This is a genomic window from Ferrimonas lipolytica (assembly GCF_012295575.1).
GTDB lineage: Bacteria > Pseudomonadota > Gammaproteobacteria > Enterobacterales > Shewanellaceae > Ferrimonas > Ferrimonas lipolytica.
Map to the genome: position 1 here is coordinate 1,533,775 of NZ_CP051180.1, position 21,292 is coordinate 1,555,066.

The following is a 21,292-nucleotide window of genomic DNA, read 5'->3' on the forward strand; positions in this document are numbered from 1 at the left end:
ACCAACGGTTCGGAGCCACAATGAATCAACTCAATCTCAACATCGCCGACTTCTTAGCCAACTACTGGCAACAACAACCAGTTGTAATAAAAGCCGCCTTTACTCAGTTTGCCGATCCCATCGCTCCCGACGAACTGGCAGGCTTAGCGCTAGAGGACGCCACTGCCGCCCGTATGGTTTATACCCAAAAAGACCATTGGCACAGCAGCAGTGACATTCCCGAGGATTATTCACCGCTGGGCGAACACAATTGGCAGCTGCTGGTGCAGGCGATTAACCACTACGTCGAATACGCCGACCAGCTTGCTGAGCAATTTTCTTTCCTACCGCAATGGCGATTTGATGACCTAATGGCCTCGTTTGCGGTCGAAGGTGGCGGCGTAGGCCCACATATTGATAACTACGATGTGTTCATCATTCAGGGCCAAGGAAAACGGCAATGGCAAGTCGGCCCTCGCGGTAACTATGCCAGCCGTAACGATGGCAGCAATATGAGCTTGGTTGAAGACTTCGAGCCCATCATTAATGAAGTGATGGAGCCCGGCGACCTGCTCTATATTCCCGTCGGCTTTCCCCATTGCGGACGTTCAATCGTGCCATCGTTATCCTACTCTGTCGGCTTTCGTGCTCCTAGTCAGCAAGAGTTGCTATCGGCACTGGCTGATGCCTATGTGGATAACGACTTAGGCAATGAGCGCTACCAACAAGCTGATGATAACCAGCGCACCAACCTTATTGGTACAGCGCAACAGCAAGGGTTTGCGGCAATGCTGAGTTCATCATTGCAACACGATGGCTGGCACCAAGCGCTCGGTACGCTGTTAAGTCAGAACCGATTTGAATTAGCGCTGGAGCCACCATCTGAACCAATCTCCGTTGCTCAAACTGCTGCGCGCTTACAACAAGGCGAGCCATTGTATCGACTACTCGGACTGAAATGCTTGCAGGTTGAGGGGGATCACCACAATCGCTTGTTCTTCGATGGTCAATCTTGGTTGTTACCACCGGAACTTAAAGATGTAACTGTGGCCATTAGTGCCAGTAAACAGCTACATTGGGCTCAATTAGCCCCCCTGTTCCAAGACCCGCAGCTGAGTATGCAGTTAAATGAGTTGATTAATCAGGGTTATTGGCTATTTAATGATGAATAAGTAGTTAGATCATTCACTTGTGCATTAAAAAAACCGCCGTATGGCGGTTTTTGTTGTTACTCAGCCGGAGTTACGAAGCAAGCTTGGATTTCATCTCGCCCCACAGACGTTGATCTGCGTGCATTTTATTTAAACTTTCCGAGCGGGACACCATCATTTTGGCTAACTCAACCTGCGTCTTATCTCGGCTACGAAGTAAGTTTTCTGCTTTCATCTGCCATAGCAGTGAAAAGTGATGAATCGCTTCGCGAGCGTTTGGTGCCGCGCTTTCCGAGACCATGTCGGTTGGTAAATCACCGGTTAACACCCAAAAACGACGCTTATGTGGAGTGCTATCTTCAATTTTCCAGATGGCTACAAATGGCGGCAAATTTCGTGATTCTTTCAGGATCACTTTACCCGGTAACACTCCTTTCTCTGCCATATGTTTGTTGGCTTTCTGAAATTGAGCTCGAACCCAGGCTGATTCTTGCTGTTGTTTTTTGGCCTGTTCAGACATGCTTCCTTCCTGATATTGTTGCCCATTTCCAGCGCCCAATGTCTATGACGCTAACCTTAATGTCAAGCTTACGTTCCAGTTGTTAACGATAGGGCGACATTACAGCTTTGGCTGCAACATCGCTCACTGGTAAGGTGCGTCCGTAATCAAAACATAAGGGCAATACGCCCACTAATAAATGGCATGGAGTAAGCACGGTGGCGATATTTTCAAATCCATCATTTGACCAACACGAAAAAGTGTTGTTTGTATCGGACGAAGCATCTGGCTTAAAGGCGATTGTAGCCGTTCACGATACCACCATGGGGCCAGCGGTTGGGGGCTGTCGCATGTGGCCATATGCCAGTGATGAAGAGGCCATTACTGATGTGTTGCGCCTATCTCGAGGTATGACCTACAAAAACGCCTTAGCGGGTTTGCAATTCGGTGGCGGTAAGTCAGTGATCATTGGTGATCATCGCACCGATAAGTCGGACGAACTGTTTCGTGCCTTTGGTCGCGCTATCGACGCCTTAGGGGGGGTGTACTACTCTGCTGAAGATGTGGGGATCACCACCGCAGACATCATGACCGCCCACCAAGAGACCCCTTACATGATGGGACTTGAAGGTAAGAGTGGCGATCCATCCCCTTACACCGCGCTGGGCACATTCCTCGGCATTAAGGCGGCAGTAAAATACCAACGTGGCGTCGATGACCTAACTGGCATCAAGGTGGCGGTACAGGGACTAGGGCATGTAGGTTATTACCTGTGTGAACACCTGTACCAAGCTGGCGCCGAACTGATTGTCTGCGATCTCAACGACACCCAGTTAGAACGAGCTAAACGCGAACTCAACGCTACCGTTGTTGGCCTAGATGAGATCTATAGTCAAGAGGTCGATGTTTACGCCCCTTGTGCATTAGGCGCCACCATTAACGACATAACCCTACCGCAACTTAAAGCAACCATCGTTGCCGGTTGCGCTAATAATCAGTTGGCGGAGTTGCGCCATGGAGAGCAGTTACGCGACCGAGGAATTTTGTACGCGCCGGATTACGTCATTAATGCCGGCGGCATCATCAATGTTTCATTTGAGCGTGACTACAATGCCGACGCGGCCGAGGCCAAGGTGCGTAAGATCTATCAAACACTACTTGATATCTTTGCCAAGGCCGATGAAAGCGGGCAAACCACCGGTGTAGTTGCAGACGAAATGGCCCGAGCGATCATTGCCGCTAATCGTAGCTAAAGCCGATTGCATCACTAATAACGAAAGAGCCCTTTGGGGCTCTTTTTTCAGTTGTGAAGTCGGTGTTATTGCAGCGAATACTGCTGAGCCACCAGCTCGGCGAATTGCAACACAAACAACCAAGTGCTGACTCCTTTCAGTTAATGGGTCGGCGACATGACTGCTGCAAATCACAATCGTTGTTAGCAGCGAAGACTTAAGACAAGTCTCAGCAAGTTATCGCATCGATTGGGCTGGGTCACAGTTAAGTGTTGAGGTTTATATCAAGTCTTCGGCTCTACCGATTGTGGCGTTTGAAAGGGGGGATGTCGCGGTGGCGACGGCACCCAAAGGGGAGCTTCGCCCCCTTTGCCGTAGGTCGCAGTCCAAAGCTCGTCGCTGAACTGCTCCAATGCGGCAGAAGATCAATAGCGGTATTGCTTTATCCTTTGTATCGCGACTCGCCTAGCCAGTGCTTTAACGGCCTTGGAAAGAACAACACTTCGTTGCTACACAGACTCTTTTATCGCCTTGGTAAAACGGGATAAATCAACCTCCACTGATTTGCAACGTTGCTTGCCAATGCCCAATGACAAGGGTTTTAGCACCGATAAATATTCATTAAAGATGAAATTTTTCGACAAAAACGCTAAGGTAAGCGCCGTTATATTTTCGAAGATGAAGAGATCCCTCTATGGCCACCTTGCCGATTCCAGACCACAGCGAACTACAAAGCTGGTTGAAACAATTTGAAATCGACTTTTACCACTGTGGCAATTGTGAGGGGATGCACCTGCCTATCTTGCAAGACAACCCTGTAATTTACGACGCTAAGGTAGAGATTGAAGGCGACTTCCTATACCTCACCGCTTCAATTGAGCTACGTCCAACTGGGTTGATGCAAGCGTACGCCGAGCTAAGCCGTCTTAATTGCGAGTTCCCCACGCTGAAGATCTTCGTTGAGATGATCGATGAATCTTTACCACGACTATTGATGTGCCATAACCTGGCGCTGATCCCTGGCATAAGCAAAGCGCAGTTTGAGTTCTTCGTTAGAGATGGGATAGATCAGATGCATCAAGTTGCCGCTGAGGTAGGTAAGCTCAATATTAACTTTAATGAAGAGCCAGTCGAAGAGATCCAGATCGAAACGGTACCAACCGGACTAATGATGCACTAACACCGAACACCGGTGACAATAAACTGCCCAAATTACAGATAAAAAAACGCCGGCTTACGCCGGCGTTTTCGGAAGTTACTATCGCTCTCTATCAGTAAAAGATAAAGGTACTGAAGATCACAATGATGCCTAAGGCAAACGCTGTCATCCCCAAAGCGTACTTTACATCAGTCGACATATAGCCATCCTTTAGAGTCGTTAGTATCTCCCCCCACCAGCAAGAATATGGCTATTTCTTCCATTTTACACATCACCAGAGGCAAGCTGTGATCATCATCACGCAGGTTTTCGAGCTCAAACGAAAATTGATTCATTTCATGACTCCTGCAAGCTATCTTTGCTAAAATTATCAATCTACTGAAAGGATTAGGATTTAACATGGCTCAAGTACTTCACACCATGCTACGTGTAACCGATTTGGATGCGTCTATCGAATTTTACACTGACGTATTAGGAATGAACCTGTTACGCAAACACAACAACGAAGAGTACGAGTATTCACTGGTGTTTGTTGGCTACGGTGACGAGACTGAAGGCAATGCGGTTATCGAACTCACCTACAACTGGGGTGTCGATAGCTATGAACACGGAACGGCGTTTGGCCATGTTGCCTTAGGCTTTGATGATATCTACGCAACCTGCGACAAGATCCGCGCTGCCGGTGGCAATATAACTCGTGAGCCAGGGCCAGTATTGGGTGGTTCAACCCATATTGCCTTCGTTACCGATCCAGACGGTTATAAGATCGAACTGATCCAACGAGATCAGGCGTCTGCCGGTTTAGGTAAATAAGCGGTGTTTGGCTGGTTGCTGATTTTCGGATGGTGTTTGTTGCTCGTTCTTTTCGGGCCACTGCAATTACTGCTCCTATATATTGCAATCAGCCTACTGACACTCCTGTTGTATGGCTTAGATAAACAAAAGGCGATTAAACAGCATCGTCGAGTCCCTGAGTCAACTCTGCACTTGTTTGCATTGCTGTTTGGTTGGCCAGGTGCTCTGGCTGGGCGGCAGATGTTTCGCCATAAAACCGTAAAACAACCCTTCACTGCCATCCTCTACCTGATTATCGTGCTTCACCTACTGCTGTTCACTGCTTACCAGTTCCTACAACAGGGCTATCTGCAATTTAGTTAGCAGCATAATCGATCACTGCTACTGAGATCACAGACATCGAGTTCAATTTGTAGACAATACGCCTTCGAATTTTAGAGGTGTTGTTGTCGTGGTTGTTGCACAAATTATTGGATTCATCGCCATGGCGATGGGATGGTGGGCAAATAGCCAACACTGCGATAAAAGGCTGGTTCAGGGAAATACTATTGCCGCCGCGCTTACAGCGGTTCATTTTGGTTTAATGGGCAGCCCGCTGGCCATGAGCAATCAACTGGTTAACGTAGCGCGTTTCTCACTGTGCCAACGCTACCGCCACGCATCTATCGCGCTATTATTTGCCGCCCTCGCTGTCATCCAAGGCTTATTACTAGCCAACCACTGGAGCGAGTGGATGGTAGTCACGGCAGCCGTTGTAAGCTCATTTTTGCTGTTCTTTACTCACGGATTTAGACTTAGACTTGGCCTTTTGCTGTGCGCTGGTCTAAATATTACATTATCTATTCACTTGCTTTCTTGGTCGGGCATTATCTATCAGTTAGTTAGCGGTGGGATGTTAATTCGAAGCCTAGTAACACCTCCGCCACAGCCGGCAATACCTTGATAGTGCTCTACACTGAATAGCGGACACAGCATGGGAGGTAATGATGTCCATGCGATTTTACTACCTTGATCTAGACGGTATTCGATTCGAAGGGATGATCAGCCAAGATGGGCCGCACATCAAGCGCTGCGGTGGTGGCGGTATGCCAATTGGTGAGGCCGAACTGCATTATGGCGATCCGATTGACCCCAACTGGCGGTTGGTTGGCCGACACCAAGCGCTTGCCCTTGCCGAACTTAACGAACAACAACTGCTTGAGCTTGCAGCCCACTTTGGTTTACCCCTGCGCACCGCGCCTACTGAGTCGGTTAGTGGCGGTGGATTCTTTACAAGCCCTGCTTTTGAAGGCCTAAGAGACTGGGTTAAACACCATCCGACTAAAGCACAACGTTTGGTGCAAAAACGAGCGCAACGAACCAATGGGTGGTTAGAGGCGTGCCAAGCTGCAAATTCCCTCGACTAGTTCCAAATTTAGACGGCGCTAACACTAGCCCTCAGCACGCAGTCGTTGCCACGGCCCGTAAGCAATGCTGTTGAGAGCGGCGCCGTGTTCGCTGTCTAACCCATCAACCAGCTGCACAAATTCGGTTTGCAGTAGACGTTCAAGCTCAGTAATACCCTGATTGATGCTAACGCTATCGACTGGTGATTGACGCGACAACGCTAATAACATTGTGCTGAGATCCGCCACCTGTTGTTGTAACCGATTCAACTGCTCGTAACGACGTTCACGGGCTTTAGCTTGCTGGTAAGCCTGCTGGCCGTTGACAACCCCTTGGCCCCCTTGTGCAACTCGAGCCAACCATGGCGAGCCACCTAATGCACCGGCAATCGAGGTGATCTTACCGGTTTTGGTGGTGTTTCCTTGCCAGCCCAACACTTGTGATAACCCAGCTAACCCACGAAGTTTGGGGTGCATCGCCAACACCGTTGGTAGCAAACCGACAAGCTCGCTGACAAGAAAGAACGCTTCGCTTTTAGGAAGCTGAAACAGGTGACGAACCAATTGATGTAACCGGTACTCAAGTGCACCAAGTGGATCATTGTGGCCATCAGGCTCGGGTAACACCCCGTAGTCCCTTAATAAGTTTTGCCCACCAGAGGTGATGTTATCCACCACTTCTTGATGCTGTTCCATTAGCGGTTTGGCTTCCTGTATCAAGCCATTGTCGAGGATCCGTTTCAGCCAACCAGCCATAGAGCTCTCTTATTATTTAGTAGATACCCCAAGTATCGCTAACCTGCACGGCGATTAACAGGAAGTCGATCACGCTGGTCAGTGGTGTTGTCACTTTGATAGCATTAGCAGCCTTATTTCAGATCAATTCTCGTAATGACGCTACCGATCCTTTATCAAGACGAACACCTAGTCGCCGTTAACAAACCTGCTAATATGTTGGTTCACCGCGGCGAAAAGCTGAGTCATGGTCGTACCTTTGTGCTGCAAACCATGCGCGACCAGCTTGGCCAACATATTTACCCAGTGCATCGCCTCGACAAAGCTACTTCTGGGGTGATACTGCTCGCCAAGTCCTCGCAAGCAGCAAGTGACACCATCAAAGCCTGGCACCGCGTCGAAAAACGCTATTTGGCGGTGGTCCGCGGCTACGCGCCAGCTCAGGCCGAGGTCGACTTACCATTGGCTGCACCACGGGATAGGAGTAACCCGAACTGGCAGCCGGGACCAGAATCACCAGCATTAACCTTGGTACGATCACTGGCTCAAATCGAGTTACAAGTAGAAATTGATAAGTACCCTACTTCCCGTTACTCGATGGTTGAGTGTTTTCCAAAGACCGGTCGAAAACACCAGTTACGCCGCCACCTGCGACACCTCGGCCACCCTATCCTTTGCGATACCCGCTATGGCAAGAATCGTCATTATCATTACTTCCGTGATGAACTCGGCATCGACCGCATGTTACTGCATGCCCACAAAATCAGCTTTACGCCAGCCGGGGCTAACGCACCGATAACCGTCACCGCGCCACTAGATGACACCTTTAGCAATTTATGCCAACGCTTTAACTGGTTAGAGCAAATTTAAATTTGTTAACCGCCTTTACTACAACCGAAAAGGGCGTGCCATTGGCACGCCCTTTTGAATCTGCATCACTCTCGCCTACAGTTACACCATCTTAGCTTGAATAAAATCACGCCATTTCGAACCGGCACCTTCGCTATTCGGTAATCGAGCGGCCTTTTCAGCGTGCTTAAGCGCCTTTGGGTATTGCCCTAAACGGTAATAAGCACGGGTCGCTTGCAAGTGTAAACGTGATTTACGGTCCTGTGTTTTTATCGCTCGTTTGAGCTGAGGCATTAACGCAACCGCCTGTTCAAATTGGCCGTGCATAACCAATAGTTCAAACTGCTCAAGCCGATAATCCGCATCAAGTTGTGCCACCGCATCCCACGCTGATACCGCTTGCTGCCAGTTTTGAGTTATCTGCCAGTACTGAGCTAACTTCAGACGGTGCTCAAAATTATCTTCAATTGTCTTACCGAGTTGTTGCTGTAGTTGACGTGCCGCCAATTCTGGCAACTGACGATTAGCAAACAACTGCACCAGCGACAGGTAATCTTTTTCGGTAGCAAGCACACCATTACGCTCAGCCAACGCCAGCGTAGTCAGCGCCTGTTCATGCTGCTTTAAACGCAACTGTAAACTGGTTAAATGACGCCACCACTCTAATTGGCTGGGCTCCATCGCAATCAACTGCCGCGTAATGGTTACCGCGTTGGGCCACTGTTCAAGCTGTTGATAGGCCTGCAACTGCATCTGCACCGGTGTTACCGTTAACTCGAGCTCAGCAGAGCGTTTGGCTGGCGCGATAACCGCTTGCCAGTTCTCCAATCGATAATAGCTTTGGGCGATACGCAGGTATAAGTCGCCGGTTTTAAGATTGTCAGCGCTGCTGTTTTCAACCCAGTGATAATGCTCTAGCGCATCCTCATAACGCAGTTGAGAAAGCAAAATATCCGCCAACATTCGATGAGTCTGGGCATTAGTACTGGCGTCTAGCGCTTCTGTTTCAACCGCAAACTGCAGTTGTTCAATTGCCTTTTCTACCTGACCATTAGTCCAATAGAGCGAGCCTCGGAAACGAGAAACATAGGCTTTGTCGTCGTTGTTGCGCGGATTAATTGGCTCCAGCAATTCAATCGCTTCGCTAACCATTTCCGCTTCATAGAGCTCATAAGCTTGTTGTACCTTGGCTGCAACCCTTGGGGTCAACGCCATGGCGGGAGAGCTTAGCAATAACAGCGCTAGAATCAGTTTTTTCATCGATTTACTCGGAACTCTAGTTTGACGGTTTGGTTAAATTGGCTCACTTTATTGCCATCAACCTCTTTCGGCTGATACTTCCACCGAGACAAGGCTTTCATCGCCGCTCGATCGAAAATACGAACCGGCTCAGACTTTTCAATCTTGATGTCTTCAGGTCGGCCTTGTTCGTTAATAGTGAAGCTCATCACCACATAGCCTTCGGTTTTTTTACGCAACGCCCGCGCAGGATACTGTGGTTCAACCCGATAGATTGGCATCGCTTGCCGATCTTGAGCGGCAAAATCTCCCTTAGCTGGCAGTGGTACACCGATGTCACCGGGACCATCCAAGCTCAGTTGAGGCAACGGCATGGTCGTTGGTACCATCGTGGTGGTATCCGTATTGGCAACGGCCGCCGTTGGCATCTGTGGTAATGGCGGAGGTGGTTCCGGAATATCACGACTGCGGCGCTCAGTTTGCTCATCACGCTGAGCCATAACAATCGACACCGGCGCTTTGCTCGGTCCTTGAGGTCCTGCTCCCATGCCGCCGTTAACCATTAAAGCCATACCGCTAAACAACGCTGCGGTGATCGCTATCGCTGCTACAGCAGCGATAATCAAATCCTTCATTTCACTGGCTCCGCGGCTAACGCGATATCAGCAATACCAGCCGCTTTGGCCGCATCTAGCACCTTAACAACGGTACCATTAAAGGCACGCTCGTCCGCTTGGATCACCAACGATGCATCCGGTTGGTCGACCTTTAAGCGCTCAAGGTTTGCTTGAACACGTTCAACGTCAACTTGGCGCTGATCAATGAAAATCTGGTTACGGTTGTTGATTGCAACAAACAGACCTGCACCACTTTTAGAGCTTGCCTGAGCGGCTTGAGGGCGGTCGACATCGATACCAGACTCTCGTACAAACGAAGTGGTAACAATAAAGAAAATCAGCATGATGAAAACGATGTCTAGCATCGGTGTCATATCAACCTGAGCTTCATCCTGCTGCTGAGTCTGTGGTCGTAAAAAGCGCATGTTAATCTTCTCGAGGTAAATTGTTGGCGAGGTGGTGCAGTAACCGATCGCTGCGTTTCGCTAAGCGGGAATGAACAAACAGTCCCGCTAACGCCGCTACCATGCCTGCCATAGTTGGTAAGGTCGCCATGGCAATGCCTGCTGACATCAATTTCGGGTTACCAGTACCCTGTGCTGCCATCACATCAAACACGGTGATCATGCCGGTTACCGTACCCACCAGACCAATCATCGGACATACGGTAATCAGCAATTTGGACAGCGCCATTGAGCGTTGTAGCGAACGCTCGGCGCGACCAAGGATTCCTTCGCGCTGCATCAGTGCAAACCAGCTAGTCCGTTCAGCACGTTGCTGCCATTGTTGTTGCCACTGTTGAGACTGCAACGGGAACCGGCGCCACTGGAACAGGACGCGTTCTAACATCAGAATCCAGGTAAGAAGAACCACTGCAGCTAATACCCACAGCAGCGGCCCTCCCCGCTCCATAAACTGATTTATCCAGCTCCACCATTGAATCATGCGGCTTGCTTACCTTGTTCGTGTTGTTCAGCATGCAAGGCAATCAGTGCAAGGCTCTCTTTTTCCAAGATGCTACGAATAGCAACAACACGGCTGTTCAATAGGTTATGAGTTAACAGCAGTGGCATCGCCGCCACCATACCCAGTACGGTGGTGATCAACGCCATGGATATACCGCCGGCCATAACTTTCGGGTCGCCATTACCGTATTGCGTAATTACTTGGAAGGTTTCGATCATGCCGGTAACCGTACCGAGCAAGCCAAGCATCGGCGCTAGCGCCGCCAGCAGTTTCAGCATCGATAACCCACGCTCAAGGCCCTGTTGTTCATTTACGATGGCTTCGGTAAGTTTTAGCTCGATGGTGTCTAGTGGGTGATCCTTGTTGCTGTGGTAGCTCGCCAAGATACGACCCATTGGATTGTTACCATGATTGCTGTCGCTGTCGGCTAGCTTAAGCTGAGATTGAATACCCAGTTGGGTTTTAATCAATACCGCGCCACGGATCAGTGAGATAATCAAGCCAATAGCTAATAACGCCACAATCACCTTGCCCACCACGCCACCGGCTTCAAAGCGCTGCTTTAACGTTGGAGTAAGCTGATACATGTCAAGCAAATCGCCCATGCCAGCATCAATCGCTAAGGTTTCAACGGCCGCTCCAGTCGGTACCATAAACTGTGGTTGACGTGGGTACAGCAGCGCTAAATCCCGTTGGCTATCAATCTGAGCAAAGCCGCTGGCGCCGACAAGGCTAAATGGGCCTAAGTGCCATAGTGTTTGCGGGCTAACCTGACCAACAGTATCAGCAACTGGCAATGAAACTTGGCCAACCTGTGCGGCTTGGTTGATGTCAGCAAGCATGATCATTGGTAACTGACGTAGCTGCTCAATATCAGGCAGACGCTTCGCCTTAGCGAGTTCAGCCGCTTGCTGTTGACGCTCTGGTGCAATCAACGCCAACGGTCCACGCTCAAGTTCGCCAGCCAATTCACCCCCAACCTGACGTACCACTCCGTAGACTTCACCCAACGCACCGGTAGACAGAGTAAGCTGCTTTGAACGCTCAGCCAAAAGCTGTTCGTTGTCAGCAAACTGATCTGACAGTTGGTCAACCTGACGCTGCAGATCAGCCAACGCTTGTTGTTGTGCTTTGAGCTTAGCGTTGACATCGTCAGCTTCCGCGCCAACGGTAGCTAAACGATTGTGGTTGTGTTTTTGTTCTTGTTGACGGGCTTCACTGCTTTTTTCAGCCAGCGAGTTCAAAGGTTGAGCTACCGACATGGTGGCCACTAGGCTCAACATCAAAAAGGTTAGACGAGCCATTAGTTAGCACCCTTTGCAGTAACTGGAATGGTAAGAAGATCTGGTGCACGCTGACCAGCTGCGATTTCATAGGCTTTAACTAGCTCGCTGATGTCATTCGACTCAACCGGCTGCCAGTGATCCGTTTGCCACTGCCAGTAAAGGGTTCCGTTAAGGCTACGAGCCAGCAAGCTCAAACGGCCAACATGCAGTAACTCAACTTCGCGTTCACTGCCGTCATTCACAACTACCGCACCGCGATACAAACCTAAGCGGCGTCCGGTATCAACCTCGATCTGGAACGCTTCTAATACACGCCGAAATTTCTCCGCGTCGGCAACATCTGCACGGCCCATCATCAGCTTCAAATCAGCCAAGCGATTACGACGCTGTTCTTCTTTAACTGGAATGTCGTTGTCTAACAGTTGCTCTAATTGATCCAGCATCTGATAGATCAGCGGAACTAGTCCCGCTCGAGTGGCCTCGATGCCGTTAAGCTGGGTATTTAAGTCGGTCAATTCGCGCTCTTGGTCTGCAACCAATTGACTTAAGTGTTGGTGATACACCGTAAGGTTGTCGAAGTCTTCTTGCAGACGCTCTAGATCTGCTTGCTCGAGCAGTTTCTGCTCCGCCAACTGATTTACTTGTTGCTGGGTATCACGACCCGCCTGTTGCAATTGCGCCTGCTGTTGCTGCGCCATATCTAACGGTTGTGCTGCTTGTACTTGAGTACATGCAAGCAACAGCGCCGTGGAAGCCAATTTTCTCAACGCAAAAATCCAATTCAGTTAATCGTAATCTGTAGCGAATTTTCGCAAACCCTGTTGAATAGCTCCACCTTTCAGATCACATAAATGAGAATGATTGCTAATACTTTGTTTATTTAGCTAACGCATACTCTGGTAAATTGGCTAGTTAATCTAAATGTCAGGTTGCAAACGCAACCGCTTACAACTCCCTTCTAGGTAATGCACATAAATACTGGCAGCATAAGTTAATCACGTTAACAAATAATCAAGGAAAGATTATGCATATCAACAGGTCTACGCTGGTTTTAGCAATTGCGACTGCTTTTTCAACTCCAGTAGCGAACGCCAACGCGCTTTACATTCATGCAGGTAATTTGATTGATGGCGTTAGCGATGATGTTCGTAGCAACGTCACTATTGTGGTCAGTGACAACACCATTACGGCAATCAAGGATGGCTTTATCAACGACGATAACGGCCGTGTTGTTGATCTTACTGATTCGACGGTCATGCCCGGGCTGATGGATATGCATACCCATGTCGATATGCTGCTCAATAAAGACGGCTACACCGAAGGTTTTTTTAAGAACCCACCTTACTTTGCGCTTCGTGCCACCAACTACGTTAACGATACGCTTCAAGCTGGCTTTACCACGGTACGAAACCTCGGTGGCTCAGTATCGACAGATCTACGCGATGCCATCAATCAAGGCCATATTGCCGGTCCGAGGATCTATGCGGCAGGTAAGTCGATAGCGACCACTGGCGGTCACGCCGATCCAACCAACGGCATCAATCGCCACTTGAGCTTGCTAGAAGGCGCACCGGGACCAACAGCTGGCGTAATTAATGGATACGATGATGCACGTCAAGCCGTTCGGCAACGCTATAAAGAGGGTTCTGACGTAATCAAACTGACGGTAACGGGCGGTGTTCTCAGTTTGGCGAAAAGCGGCGATAACCCGCAGTTTATGGATGATGAGCTCAAAGGAATTATGGATACCGCCAAGGATTACGGTTTCGTAGTGGCTGTGCACGCTCACGGGGCTGAGGGGATGAAGCGTGCCATCCGAGCTGGTGTCGATTCGGTTGAACACGGCACCTATATGGATAAAGAAACCATCAAGCTGATGAAGAAAAATGGTACCTACTATGTACCAACAATCAGCGCTGGTAAGTGGGTCGCAGCACATGTAGATCAATACCCTACTATTGTCCAACCCAAAGCCCGCGCTGTCGGCCCACAGATTCAAAAAACCTTTACTAAAGCGTATGAGGCCGGGGTAAACATTGCGTTTGGTACCGATGCTGGTGTGTTTCCCCACGGCTTAAATGGGCGTGAATTTGGCTATATGGTGGAAGCGGGAATGGCGCCGATGGAAGCGATTCAATCGGCCACGATAAATGGCGCAAAGTTGCTGCGTATCGACGATAAGTTAGGTTCAGTTGAAAGCGGTAAGTTGGCTGATCTAGTTGCGGTTAAAGGCAACCCGCTTGAGGACATAACCTTAATGGAAAGTGTCAGCTTTGTAATGAAAGATGGCACTATTTACAAACAGCTTTAATCGTACCAGCATTGGTCGAGGCCACCTTAGTTGGCCTCGGCACTTGCTTCGCTATTCACCAAACTGGCGAGCTAATGCGGGCGGGTAATCGCGTTGTAATGCAATCTGCTGGGCGTAACGTTCAACTTCGGCGTAATCTAATCCGTCGCTGATTTCTACGTTAGGCGCTGGATTTGCCGACAGCAGACCAATTTCTACCAACTGTTGCTGGATCAACCGAGCTGCCGGTATTGCCGAGGTTGCTTTAACAATCTCAGCTCGAGCATAACGACAGGTAGAAAAAGCCACATCGGCGGCACGTAAGTTGGCGTCATCACCGGGGATCTGTTGCGCGCCATACAGTGGTTTCGCACTGGTCGCGGCAGCAGCAAACTTCGGCAAAAAATAAGCTAGGTGGGCGATGGCTTTATTGGTGCGATCTTCAACAATCGCTTGAGGCCAACCCTCATGTAACTTTTGACGTAGTACCAATGGCAATTGCGGTTGTGCACTTTGCGCTGAAGACGCCACCAAACCCTGCTCAAACAAGGTGATTTTATCGGTCATGCCGTGTAGTTGAAATAAACCATCAGCATAGGGAGTGAGCTGAGCCATGCCATTTGGCGTGCCACGCTCGCCGTGAAATATCACTTCTGGCCAATGACTCGCTTGGGACCACTTAGCGACATAGGCCGCCTTAAACTCAACCAAGCGGGGGCTATCGATCTCAAGTAGATCATCTAACTCACCGCTACGATAACCACAGGCGTTAACCAAATAATCAACGTGAATATCTTTAGAATCAGCGCAATCAAGCTGGATCGTCCAGCCTTTAGCCTCTGCTGTAACGTTGACCACCTTGGTATCAACCAGTAGCTGACAACCTGGTCGTTGCTGAAGCGTAAGTTCGGCACTGGCCGCTAAGCGAAATAAGCTAAGGCCATATTCTTGGACCAACACCAACGGCCACTTGACCTTGTCAAAGTCGAGTTCTTTAGCCAGCGGAATCATCCACTGGTCGCAACTTCGCGGCCGGCCACTTGCTACTTGATGTTTCAACTGCTCCATTTGAGCACGACTGTACAATCGAAAATAATCATCAGGCTCACCCAGCAGTTTGTTGCTGCCGTCGGTTTCAGTTAAGCCGCGATAATATTCAGTGAGTACCTGTAAACGGGGCAATAACGCATCAACCTCACCGGGATCTCGTTGCGGCACAGCAATAACGGTAGGGCGAATATTGGCACAATGCGGGTACATTTTTAAGGTGTCAATTGACTCCTGCAACAGCTGAACGCACTGCTGTTCATCGATTTCTCGATAAAGGTTGCCACCGGCGTGAAGGTGACAAAACGGAGGGCCATTTACTAAGCTTTGGCCTTGTTCAAGCAGCAATACGTCAATATCGTTATTTTGACTCAACTGCATTGCAATGGTTGATCCGGCCACGCCACCACCGATGATCCCAACCCGCGGTTTTTTTGATTTTTTTTGCGGTTCGCTACACATCAACTAATTTCAACTCGATGAATTTTCAAACAATATCCTTCTACCAGACCACCGCCACGAAACGATGACCCCAATACAATGAATATTGAGCAATTAAGGTTACAGCAACAACGCGACAAGAGGGTTAAGAGCTCTTAGTCGAAGCCGTTGCATGGCGAAGTTCCGCCGTTAGCGGCAGAACTTGAGAAAGTAACTTACGCGATGGTGTTTGGTCTTGATCAATACCGATAAGATCGAGCGAGATCTCAAGGTGAGTTAGGGGAATAGAAGCAGTATCGACCTTGAAGTTTTGAGAAACTAGGGTTATCGCTACCTGATTGCGACCAACGATCGCTTGAATAGGCGCATGGGGCAGAAAGTTCTCTTTGTTAGCAGGGGCTAAATTTATTCGGACGTTCTCACCAAATGAACCGTCGTAACAATAGTCCAATTCATAGATGACGTAATTAGCGTTGTTAGCGATAGCTTCAACCGACACAATATCGTTTGGTTGCGCGCAGCCGGATAAGCCCGCTGGATTACTGTAGCGCTCCAATGCAATATCGATCTGTTCGCAACCAGTTAGTGTAACCATTAACAACGGTAAAGCCCAAACTCGCATTCAACATCCCTTGTGGTAACCGAGTAATAATAATTTAGCAGGTGTTAGTAGTCGTTAGTAGGCTCGGCTGGCGCTAACAGATATATCGCTACCAACCACCGCAATAAATAGCATATATCGCTATTAATTTGGTTACTACCGACGTCAACACTCGACTAGGTAGAACATGAGAGAATGAGGCATGTTAGTCTGCTAACTATAAAATTGCGCTAGTTGATCTATTGTTAATCTGTCCTTTAATTTTCTCAGCGCTTCGTTCTGCAGCTTACGCACTCGCTCTCGGGTAATACCGACGTCCCTCCCCACCTCAGTCAGTGTCATCGGTTCATATTGAAATAGCCCGAATCGACGGACAATAACCTCTTTTTCTTGCGAGTTAAGATCGGCAACCAAACCGTTTAAGGAGCGGTGAACATTTTCTTCCTCTTGGGTTTCATTGAAGTCAATCTGGTCGACTAAGGTATCAACAAACGAGCCTTCACCCTCTGCCGATAGCGCGCTATCAAGCGACAAGGTTTTATCCCGTAGGTTAAGAATACTCTCAACGTGTGCGGCTGTTTTGCCAACCTTAACCGCAATCTCTTCGGATGACGCTTCATGCTCTTCGGTTTGGGCCAGTTTTCGGGCCTCACGGATATATACATTCATCTCTTTGATGACATGGACCGGCAGCCGAATGGTTCGTCCGGTATTCATGATGCCCCGTTCGATGCTTTCACGGATCCACCAGGTCGCGTATGTAGAAAAACGATAACCAAGTTCAGCATCGAATTTTTCGACCGCTCGAATCAGGCCAACATTGCCCTCTTCAATCAAATCGGACATATCGAGACCACGGTTTTGATATGAGCGGGCGATTTTCACTACCAAACGTAGATTACTTTCAATCAATCGTTGCCGTGACAATTTGCAACCAGTTTTCTCGTTACGAGATAATTCAACAACGTGTTCGTGCTTAAGTAACGGAAAACGATTTAGCTGTGCTAAATAAAGTTGTAGTGAATCCGCGTTGGCTGGCTGACTGGTCGTACTAGCGAGTGCTGTATCTTTAACATCTCGCTGACACTTGGTTTCACTGTCATCTTGGTTTGGTGTTGAAGCACCTGCTGCGTCTTTCATAATATTCACCCCTGCCTCTTCACGCGACGTGTTAATTCGAAGACTAAGCACCTAACGTCAGCACCCTAGAACAACGTTAACAATTAGTTAGTTACGCGGAGCAACTTACTCATTACGATGTTACAGCAATGACAATGCAATGTGACAGCAACTTTACCATTTAGGTGTAAATAATTACGCTTTCCATGTCAAAAATTGAATTCAGACGTACAGCGTGGATAACAGGCACGTGAGATTGATGCCGTCACAAGGGGAACGTCAATACGTTGTTAATTTGAGTGCTTGGATTTTTTGGGCGATGACTGGCAGAAGCAATTCAATCTCATTTGACAACGCGTGTGATAAACAACCAACGTGCATTATGGACGCGGTAAGGGCTCTGTTTTTTAGCGAGCATTACCTTTATAAGTTCATGCTTATGCCTGCCAAATCATAATTTTTGTCGCTAAAACGACAAAACCCGCGAACTTATTGCTAAGTTCGCGGGTTCGTCTGCATATGGCGGAGGGATAGGGATTTGAACCCTAGAGGAGCTATAAACCCCTGCCGGTTTTCAAGACCGGTGCATTCGACCACTCTGCCATCCCTCCGAGGCCTGCATTTATACCGTTGTAGATAATGGATGTAAATAGCCAAAAAGCCGACTGCGCAACATCCATCCTGCAACTGTTTAGTTTGCCTGCAAACGGCATGAATTACGTGAAACTACGTTACGCTTGGCAGCCTTCAAGCTGCACCAACAAATCGTGGATTTCAGCTTTCAATTCCTTATCAACAATCTTGTTGCTGTCGGTTTTGGCCTTGCTAAGAATCGCTATTGCCCCTTCAGTATCGCCAGTCTCAACCTTCATAGAAGCAAGAGAGAAACCGATCGAAGAAAGGTAGTCTTTGTTGTTGATTGCAGCCGCTTTCTGCAAGGCTTTGTCGTAGATCGCGATAGCTAACGAGTAATCATCAGTAAAGTCCGCCAGAGTTTCCCATTGCACTGGGTGATCCTTGTCGGTTCCTTCGTTCTGTTCACAGACACCCTTTAACTCTAGGTAGCAGCTATCAAAGCCTTTTTGGTCTTTGTGTTGGACACAGAGCATTAAATCTCCTGCCAAAGCGAGTACATGTTTATAAATTTTGGTATTCATTAATCGTTCTACCTAAGGTGCTTAACAATAATCTTTAGCCATTGTATTACGTCTGCCCATGCAAATCCGAGTTGGCATTACGTAAGTTTGCGAAGGTCGAGCTCATTGCCGTGCTAGCGAGAGCCAAAGTGAGCACTATTTAGACAGCGTTAAATCGTGCCGCCCTAAAACGACAAAACCCGCGAACTTATTGCTAAGTTCGCGGGTTCGTCTATGTATGGCGGAGGGATAGGGATTTGAACCCTAGAGGAGCTATAAACCCCTGCCGGTTTTCAAGACCGGTGCATTCGACCACTCTGCCATCCCTCCAGCGATTTGAATATTACTTGGAGACCGATAAGTAATAAAGAAAAACTTGCTAAAAACGGGTTAACTGCCGCACTAATGCGCAAGTTGAATAAATCGCAGCCACATCTTCGTTATCAACTACACCCTGATTGGTTGTTTTGAATAACCTAACCACATCACTTGGCGGTGTCGTAGTTAGCTGTTGAGGTTTGTCTTAAACCTTCGGCTCTACCGATTGCAGCACACTTAAGGGGTTATGTCGCGGTGGCGAAAGCACAGTCTTGTATGCATTAGGGGAGACCTTTTCCCCCTTTGGAATCGCCCTTTGCCTTAGGTCGCAGTCCAAAACGCTTTGATGGACTGCTCCAACGCAGCAGAAGAACAACATTAGTTGGCACACAGCCCAAATAATGCCCCAACACCAGCTAGGGCTCATTAACAGTAATCGACTTAACTCAACTTAAAGCGGCCAATAACCTCTTTTAACTTGTCGTTAATGGCGGCCAGATTAGTCGCTTCCGTCGCAGCTTGCTGACCATTTTGAGAAAGGTTAGCAACAATATCTTGGATGCTATTCATATTGCGACTTAGCTCTAATGCTACTGAGCTTTGCTCTTCCGCAGCGGTTGCTATCTGACTGTTGAGATCATTTAGCTGTACCACCGACTCAACTATACTATCGAGTTCTTCAACGACAGCTGCAGTACTAACAGAAGTATTTTCACAGGTTCCTTTGGCTACCGCCATCGCGCTGATGCTAGTCTCGGAGCCGTGTTGCAGCTTCGCTAACGTCGCCTCTACTTCAGCCGTACTCTTTTGAGTCCGCCCTGCCAACGCTCGTACTTCATCAGCAACCACTGCGAAACCGCGGCCTTGATCTCCTGCTCGGGCTGCTTCAATTGCAGCGTTTAACGCCAGTAAGTTGGTTTGATCGGCTATATCACCAATGACTTTTAGCACATGGGTAATCTCTACCGTATCCGAATTAATGGTAGCAATACTACTTGCCGTGCTGTCTACTTCGCCGACTAATCGAGTAACTGTCTTAGCCGTGTCGATAATCATCGCCTGCGAATTTTGAGTCTTCTGGTTAGTGCGCTCAGTAAATTGAGACGCTTCAGCAGCATTACGAGCGACGTCTTGCGCTGTTGCGTTCATCTCTTCGATAGCGGCAACAATCTGATGGGTTTCGGCACTATGTGCCTGAAGACCATCATTGGTATCAAGTGCTTGGCGCTTAACCTGATCAATGCTGGCGGTGATATGATCTGAGGCTTGCACAACTTCTGCCATTAGTTGCTGCATGTTAGCAACCACCTGGTTAATCGACTCGCTAATCTGACCAATATCGTCGTTGCTGCTAATAGGTAGACGTTTAGTTAGGTCCCCTTCCCCTTGCGCTAACTCCTGTACCATCGCTTTCAAACGTAAGATTGGTTGGAACATACGATTTAACACTACCAACACCAACAGACAACCAATCGCGAGCATAATCAGTGAGCTAATAATTGCACTGGTTAAAGCAGTATCTAGCTCGGCATAAGCGATGCGCTTATCTACCTCGACCATCAAGTGCCAACGTTTGTCATTTACCAGTTCGACCGGTTTTACATAAGCCAGACGCTCGACACCGTGCTGTACGTATTCGAGGCGTTGTTGTCCTTCGTTATGTATCTGGTTCCACTGGGTAGACATCCCCAATTCGGACAATTTTTCGCCCACGGTCAGGTTAGGATCATCTGTCGCCAGAACGGTACCGCTGTCATCAAAGATAACCGCCATAGCGCCAGGGAAGTCAATGGACTTAACCGCGTCGTCTAACACGCCTAAATAGATATCCCCTAGAATCACCCCATCTTCAACGGACTTAACCACTGAGATAACTGGTAAGTTGGTATTGGCATCGAGATAGACTTCAGTTACGTCTAACACACCGGAAGCTTTCCCCAGCTGGTACCAAGGTCTTGTAGTTCCGTCAAAAAGGTCTGGATAGGCAACGCCATTATCCCAGTTGTCACCTTCATAGGTAGAGAATGATTGGTTGTCTTCGTTAGAGAACATCACCTCATCAATGCCAGCGCCAGCTTGAGTGATCTCTGCCAACAGGACGTAATGCTCGGCCGAGTGGCCAGCTAGATAGTTCACTGCCAGTGACTCGATTGCTTTACTGCGACGGGCAAACCATTGACTCAGGATCTCAGCCTCATAATTTACATTAGTGAGCGAACGCGTATCGATGGTTTCGATCGTTGTATCACGTAGCTGCTTATAAGATAACGCGTTGCTGACGATTAAACTTAACGCCAGCAACATCAATACAGAGGCAATCAGTGACCCTTTAAACCCAATAGACTTCATGGTTAACCTTGTCGATTTCACAGTGTGCGCTTATACCGGATCGGTGCAACCAGCCGCAGCAACAGCTTTCATAATATGTAGCTACATTTATCGGCACCA

The 21,292-nt window shown here is 48.5% G+C and carries 23 protein-coding genes and 2 tRNA genes; 9 read left to right on the forward strand and 16 right to left on the reverse strand.

Annotation, left to right across the window (positions count from 1 at the left end; translation table 11 throughout):
* Positions 1–20: 20 nt before the first annotated feature.
* Positions 21–1,151 (forward strand): cupin domain-containing protein, encoded by a 1,131-nt coding sequence (locus HER31_RS07190; protein WP_168659934.1) that lies wholly within the window; start codon positions 21–23, stop codon positions 1,149–1,151.
* Positions 1,152–1,221: 70 nt separating this feature from the next.
* Here HER31_RS07190 and HER31_RS07195 read toward each other — a convergent pair whose 3' ends face one another.
* Positions 1,222–1,650, reverse strand: coding sequence for a DUF4826 family protein (locus tag HER31_RS07195; protein WP_168659935.1), 429 nt, complete (start codon positions 1,648–1,650; stop codon positions 1,222–1,224).
* Positions 1,651–1,847: 197 nt separating this feature from the next.
* On the opposite strand from HER31_RS07195, the gene HER31_RS07200 reads away from it, so the two are divergent.
* On the forward strand, positions 1,848–2,882 hold the full coding sequence (locus HER31_RS07200) for a Glu/Leu/Phe/Val dehydrogenase (RefSeq protein ID WP_168659936.1): 1,035 nt from the start codon (positions 1,848–1,850) through the stop codon (positions 2,880–2,882).
* Between the two features lie 673 nt (positions 2,883–3,555).
* A complete protein-coding gene (locus tag HER31_RS07205; protein WP_168659937.1) occupies positions 3,556–4,041 on the forward strand; it encodes a type III secretion system chaperone family protein in 486 nt (161 codons plus the stop codon).
* A gap of 167 nt (positions 4,042–4,208) precedes the next feature.
* On the opposite strand, the gene HER31_RS07210 is transcribed toward HER31_RS07205, so the two are convergent.
* On the reverse strand, positions 4,209–4,355 hold the full coding sequence (locus tag HER31_RS07210; RefSeq protein WP_168659938.1) for a hypothetical protein: 147 nt from the start codon (positions 4,353–4,355) through the stop codon (positions 4,209–4,211).
* Between the two features lie 64 nt (positions 4,356–4,419).
* Here HER31_RS07210 and gloA point away from each other — a divergent pair, with 64 nt between their 5' ends.
* From gloA to HER31_RS07230, 4 genes are all read left to right on the forward strand, one after another.
* On the forward strand, positions 4,420–4,833 hold the full coding sequence (gene gloA / locus HER31_RS07215) for a lactoylglutathione lyase (protein WP_168659939.1): 414 nt from the start codon (positions 4,420–4,422) through the stop codon (positions 4,831–4,833).
* Positions 4,834–4,869: 36 nt separating this feature from the next.
* Positions 4,870–5,178: a DUF1294 domain-containing protein gene (locus HER31_RS07220; RefSeq protein WP_238786902.1), complete on the forward strand. Its 309-nt coding sequence runs from the start codon at positions 4,870–4,872 to the stop codon at positions 5,176–5,178.
* Positions 5,179–5,266: 88 nt separating this feature from the next.
* Positions 5,267–5,758, forward strand: coding sequence for a YgjV family protein (locus tag HER31_RS07225; RefSeq protein ID WP_238786903.1), 492 nt, complete (start codon positions 5,267–5,269; stop codon positions 5,756–5,758).
* A 40-nt stretch (positions 5,759–5,798) separates the two neighbouring features.
* On the forward strand, positions 5,799–6,221 hold the full coding sequence (locus HER31_RS07230; protein ID WP_168659941.1) for a hypothetical protein: 423 nt from the start codon (positions 5,799–5,801) through the stop codon (positions 6,219–6,221).
* A 24-nt stretch (positions 6,222–6,245) separates the two neighbouring features.
* Here HER31_RS07230 and HER31_RS07235 read toward each other — a convergent pair whose 3' ends face one another.
* Positions 6,246–6,956 (reverse strand): hypothetical protein, encoded by a 711-nt coding sequence (locus HER31_RS07235; protein ID WP_168659942.1) that lies wholly within the window; start codon positions 6,954–6,956, stop codon positions 6,246–6,248.
* Positions 6,957–7,091: 135 nt separating this feature from the next.
* Here HER31_RS07235 and HER31_RS07240 point away from each other — a divergent pair, with 135 nt between their 5' ends.
* Positions 7,092–7,805: a pseudouridine synthase gene (locus tag HER31_RS07240; RefSeq protein WP_168659943.1), complete on the forward strand. Its 714-nt coding sequence runs from the start codon at positions 7,092–7,094 to the stop codon at positions 7,803–7,805.
* Positions 7,806–7,886: 81 nt separating this feature from the next.
* Here HER31_RS07240 and HER31_RS07245 read toward each other — a convergent pair whose 3' ends face one another.
* The 6 genes from HER31_RS07245 to HER31_RS07270 are packed head-to-tail and all read right to left on the reverse strand — an operon-like array spanning position 7,887 to position 12,659.
* The gene (locus HER31_RS07245) at positions 7,887–9,044 is read right to left on the reverse strand and encodes a tetratricopeptide repeat protein (RefSeq protein WP_168659944.1); all 1,158 of its coding nucleotides are present in this window, start codon (positions 9,042–9,044) and stop codon (positions 7,887–7,889) included.
* Positions 9,041–9,658: an energy transducer TonB gene (locus tag HER31_RS07250; RefSeq protein ID WP_168659945.1), complete on the reverse strand. Its 618-nt coding sequence runs from the start codon at positions 9,656–9,658 to the stop codon at positions 9,041–9,043. The genes HER31_RS07245 and HER31_RS07250 overlap by 4 nt, the downstream gene beginning before the upstream one ends.
* On the reverse strand, positions 9,655–10,065 hold the full coding sequence (locus tag HER31_RS07255) for an ExbD/TolR family protein (protein WP_168659946.1): 411 nt from the start codon (positions 10,063–10,065) through the stop codon (positions 9,655–9,657). The genes HER31_RS07250 and HER31_RS07255 overlap by 4 nt, the downstream gene beginning before the upstream one ends.
* 1 nt (position 10,066) lies before the next feature.
* A complete protein-coding gene (locus tag HER31_RS07260; protein WP_168659947.1) occupies positions 10,067–10,585 on the reverse strand; it encodes a MotA/TolQ/ExbB proton channel family protein in 519 nt (172 codons plus the stop codon).
* A complete protein-coding gene (locus tag HER31_RS07265; RefSeq protein WP_168659948.1) occupies positions 10,582–11,910 on the reverse strand; it encodes a MotA/TolQ/ExbB proton channel family protein in 1,329 nt (442 codons plus the stop codon). Before HER31_RS07265 ends, HER31_RS07260 begins: the two co-directional genes overlap by 4 nt.
* A complete protein-coding gene (locus tag HER31_RS07270) occupies positions 11,910–12,659 on the reverse strand; it encodes a DUF3450 domain-containing protein (protein WP_168659949.1) in 750 nt (249 codons plus the stop codon). The genes HER31_RS07265 and HER31_RS07270 overlap by 1 nt, the downstream gene beginning before the upstream one ends.
* Positions 12,660–12,916: 257 nt before the next feature.
* On the opposite strand from HER31_RS07270, the gene HER31_RS07275 reads away from it, so the two are divergent.
* Complete coding sequence (locus HER31_RS07275; protein ID WP_168659950.1) at positions 12,917–14,203, forward strand: metal-dependent hydrolase family protein; 1,287 nt, start codon at positions 12,917–12,919, stop codon at positions 14,201–14,203.
* 51 nt (positions 14,204–14,254) lie between these two features.
* Here HER31_RS07275 and HER31_RS07280 read toward each other — a convergent pair whose 3' ends face one another.
* The 7 genes from HER31_RS07280 to HER31_RS07310 form a co-directional block, all read right to left on the reverse strand.
* Positions 14,255–15,691: an FAD-dependent oxidoreductase gene (locus HER31_RS07280; RefSeq protein ID WP_168659951.1), complete on the reverse strand. Its 1,437-nt coding sequence runs from the start codon at positions 15,689–15,691 to the stop codon at positions 14,255–14,257.
* Between the two features lie 124 nt (positions 15,692–15,815).
* On the reverse strand, positions 15,816–16,292 hold the full coding sequence (locus HER31_RS07285; RefSeq protein ID WP_168659952.1) for a hypothetical protein: 477 nt from the start codon (positions 16,290–16,292) through the stop codon (positions 15,816–15,818).
* A 192-nt stretch (positions 16,293–16,484) separates the two neighbouring features.
* Positions 16,485–17,411 carry a sigma-70 family RNA polymerase sigma factor gene (locus HER31_RS07290; RefSeq protein ID WP_168659953.1) on the reverse strand — a complete coding sequence of 309 codons (927 nt, stop codon included), beginning with the start codon at positions 17,409–17,411 and terminating at the stop codon, positions 16,485–16,487.
* 499 nt (positions 17,412–17,910) lie between these two features.
* A tRNA-Ser gene (locus HER31_RS07295) sits at positions 17,911–18,001 on the reverse strand.
* A gap of 120 nt (positions 18,002–18,121) precedes the next feature.
* A complete protein-coding gene (locus HER31_RS07300; protein ID WP_168659954.1) occupies positions 18,122–18,547 on the reverse strand; it encodes a tetratricopeptide repeat protein in 426 nt (141 codons plus the stop codon).
* Positions 18,548–18,765: 218 nt separating this feature from the next.
* A tRNA-Ser gene (locus HER31_RS07305) sits at positions 18,766–18,856 on the reverse strand.
* Between the two features lie 429 nt (positions 18,857–19,285).
* The gene (locus tag HER31_RS07310) at positions 19,286–21,193 is read right to left on the reverse strand and encodes a methyl-accepting chemotaxis protein (RefSeq protein ID WP_168659955.1); all 1,908 of its coding nucleotides are present in this window, start codon (positions 21,191–21,193) and stop codon (positions 19,286–19,288) included.
* Between the last annotated feature and the right edge of the window lie 99 nt (positions 21,194–21,292).

What these genes read in the sequence shown, in the direction of transcription:
- gloA (WP_168659939.1), top strand. Translation starts at nt 4,420, where the DNA reads ATGGCTCAAGTACTTCACACCATGCTACGTGTAACCGATTTGGATGCG.
- HER31_RS07300 (WP_168659954.1), bottom strand. Translation starts at nt 18,547, where the DNA reads ATGAATACCAAAATTTATAAACATGTACTCGCTTTGGCAGGAGATTTA.
- HER31_RS07210 (WP_168659938.1), bottom strand. Translation starts at nt 4,355, where the DNA reads ATGAATCAATTTTCGTTTGAGCTCGAAAACCTGCGTGATGATGATCAC.
- HER31_RS07310 (WP_168659955.1), bottom strand. Translation starts at nt 21,193, where the DNA reads ATGAAGTCTATTGGGTTTAAAGGGTCACTGATTGCCTCTGTATTGATG.
- HER31_RS07250 (WP_168659945.1), bottom strand. Translation starts at nt 9,658, where the DNA reads ATGAAGGATTTGATTATCGCTGCTGTAGCAGCGATAGCGATCACCGCA.
- HER31_RS07235 (WP_168659942.1), bottom strand. Translation starts at nt 6,956, where the DNA reads ATGGCTGGTTGGCTGAAACGGATCCTCGACAATGGCTTGATACAGGAA.
- HER31_RS07265 (WP_168659948.1), bottom strand. Translation starts at nt 11,910, where the DNA reads ATGGCTCGTCTAACCTTTTTGATGTTGAGCCTAGTGGCCACCATGTCG.
- HER31_RS07255 (WP_168659946.1), bottom strand. Translation starts at nt 10,065, where the DNA reads ATGCGCTTTTTACGACCACAGACTCAGCAGCAGGATGAAGCTCAGGTT.
- HER31_RS07260 (WP_168659947.1), bottom strand. Translation starts at nt 10,585, where the DNA reads ATGATTCAATGGTGGAGCTGGATAAATCAGTTTATGGAGCGGGGAGGG.
- HER31_RS07205 (WP_168659937.1), top strand. Translation starts at nt 3,556, where the DNA reads ATGGCCACCTTGCCGATTCCAGACCACAGCGAACTACAAAGCTGGTTG.
- HER31_RS07280 (WP_168659951.1), bottom strand. Translation starts at nt 15,691, where the DNA reads ATGTGTAGCGAACCGCAAAAAAAATCAAAAAAACCGCGGGTTGGGATC.
- HER31_RS07240 (WP_168659943.1), top strand. Translation starts at nt 7,092, where the DNA reads ATGACGCTACCGATCCTTTATCAAGACGAACACCTAGTCGCCGTTAAC.
- HER31_RS07290 (WP_168659953.1), bottom strand. Translation starts at nt 17,411, where the DNA reads ATGAAAGACGCAGCAGGTGCTTCAACACCAAACCAAGATGACAGTGAA.
- HER31_RS07245 (WP_168659944.1), bottom strand. Translation starts at nt 9,044, where the DNA reads ATGAAAAAACTGATTCTAGCGCTGTTATTGCTAAGCTCTCCCGCCATG.
- HER31_RS07285 (WP_168659952.1), bottom strand. Translation starts at nt 16,292, where the DNA reads ATGCGAGTTTGGGCTTTACCGTTGTTAATGGTTACACTAACTGGTTGC.
- HER31_RS07275 (WP_168659950.1), top strand. Translation starts at nt 12,917, where the DNA reads ATGCATATCAACAGGTCTACGCTGGTTTTAGCAATTGCGACTGCTTTT.
- HER31_RS07195 (WP_168659935.1), bottom strand. Translation starts at nt 1,650, where the DNA reads ATGTCTGAACAGGCCAAAAAACAACAGCAAGAATCAGCCTGGGTTCGA.
- HER31_RS07190 (WP_168659934.1), top strand. Translation starts at nt 21, where the DNA reads ATGAATCAACTCAATCTCAACATCGCCGACTTCTTAGCCAACTACTGG.
- HER31_RS07230 (WP_168659941.1), top strand. Translation starts at nt 5,799, where the DNA reads ATGATGTCCATGCGATTTTACTACCTTGATCTAGACGGTATTCGATTC.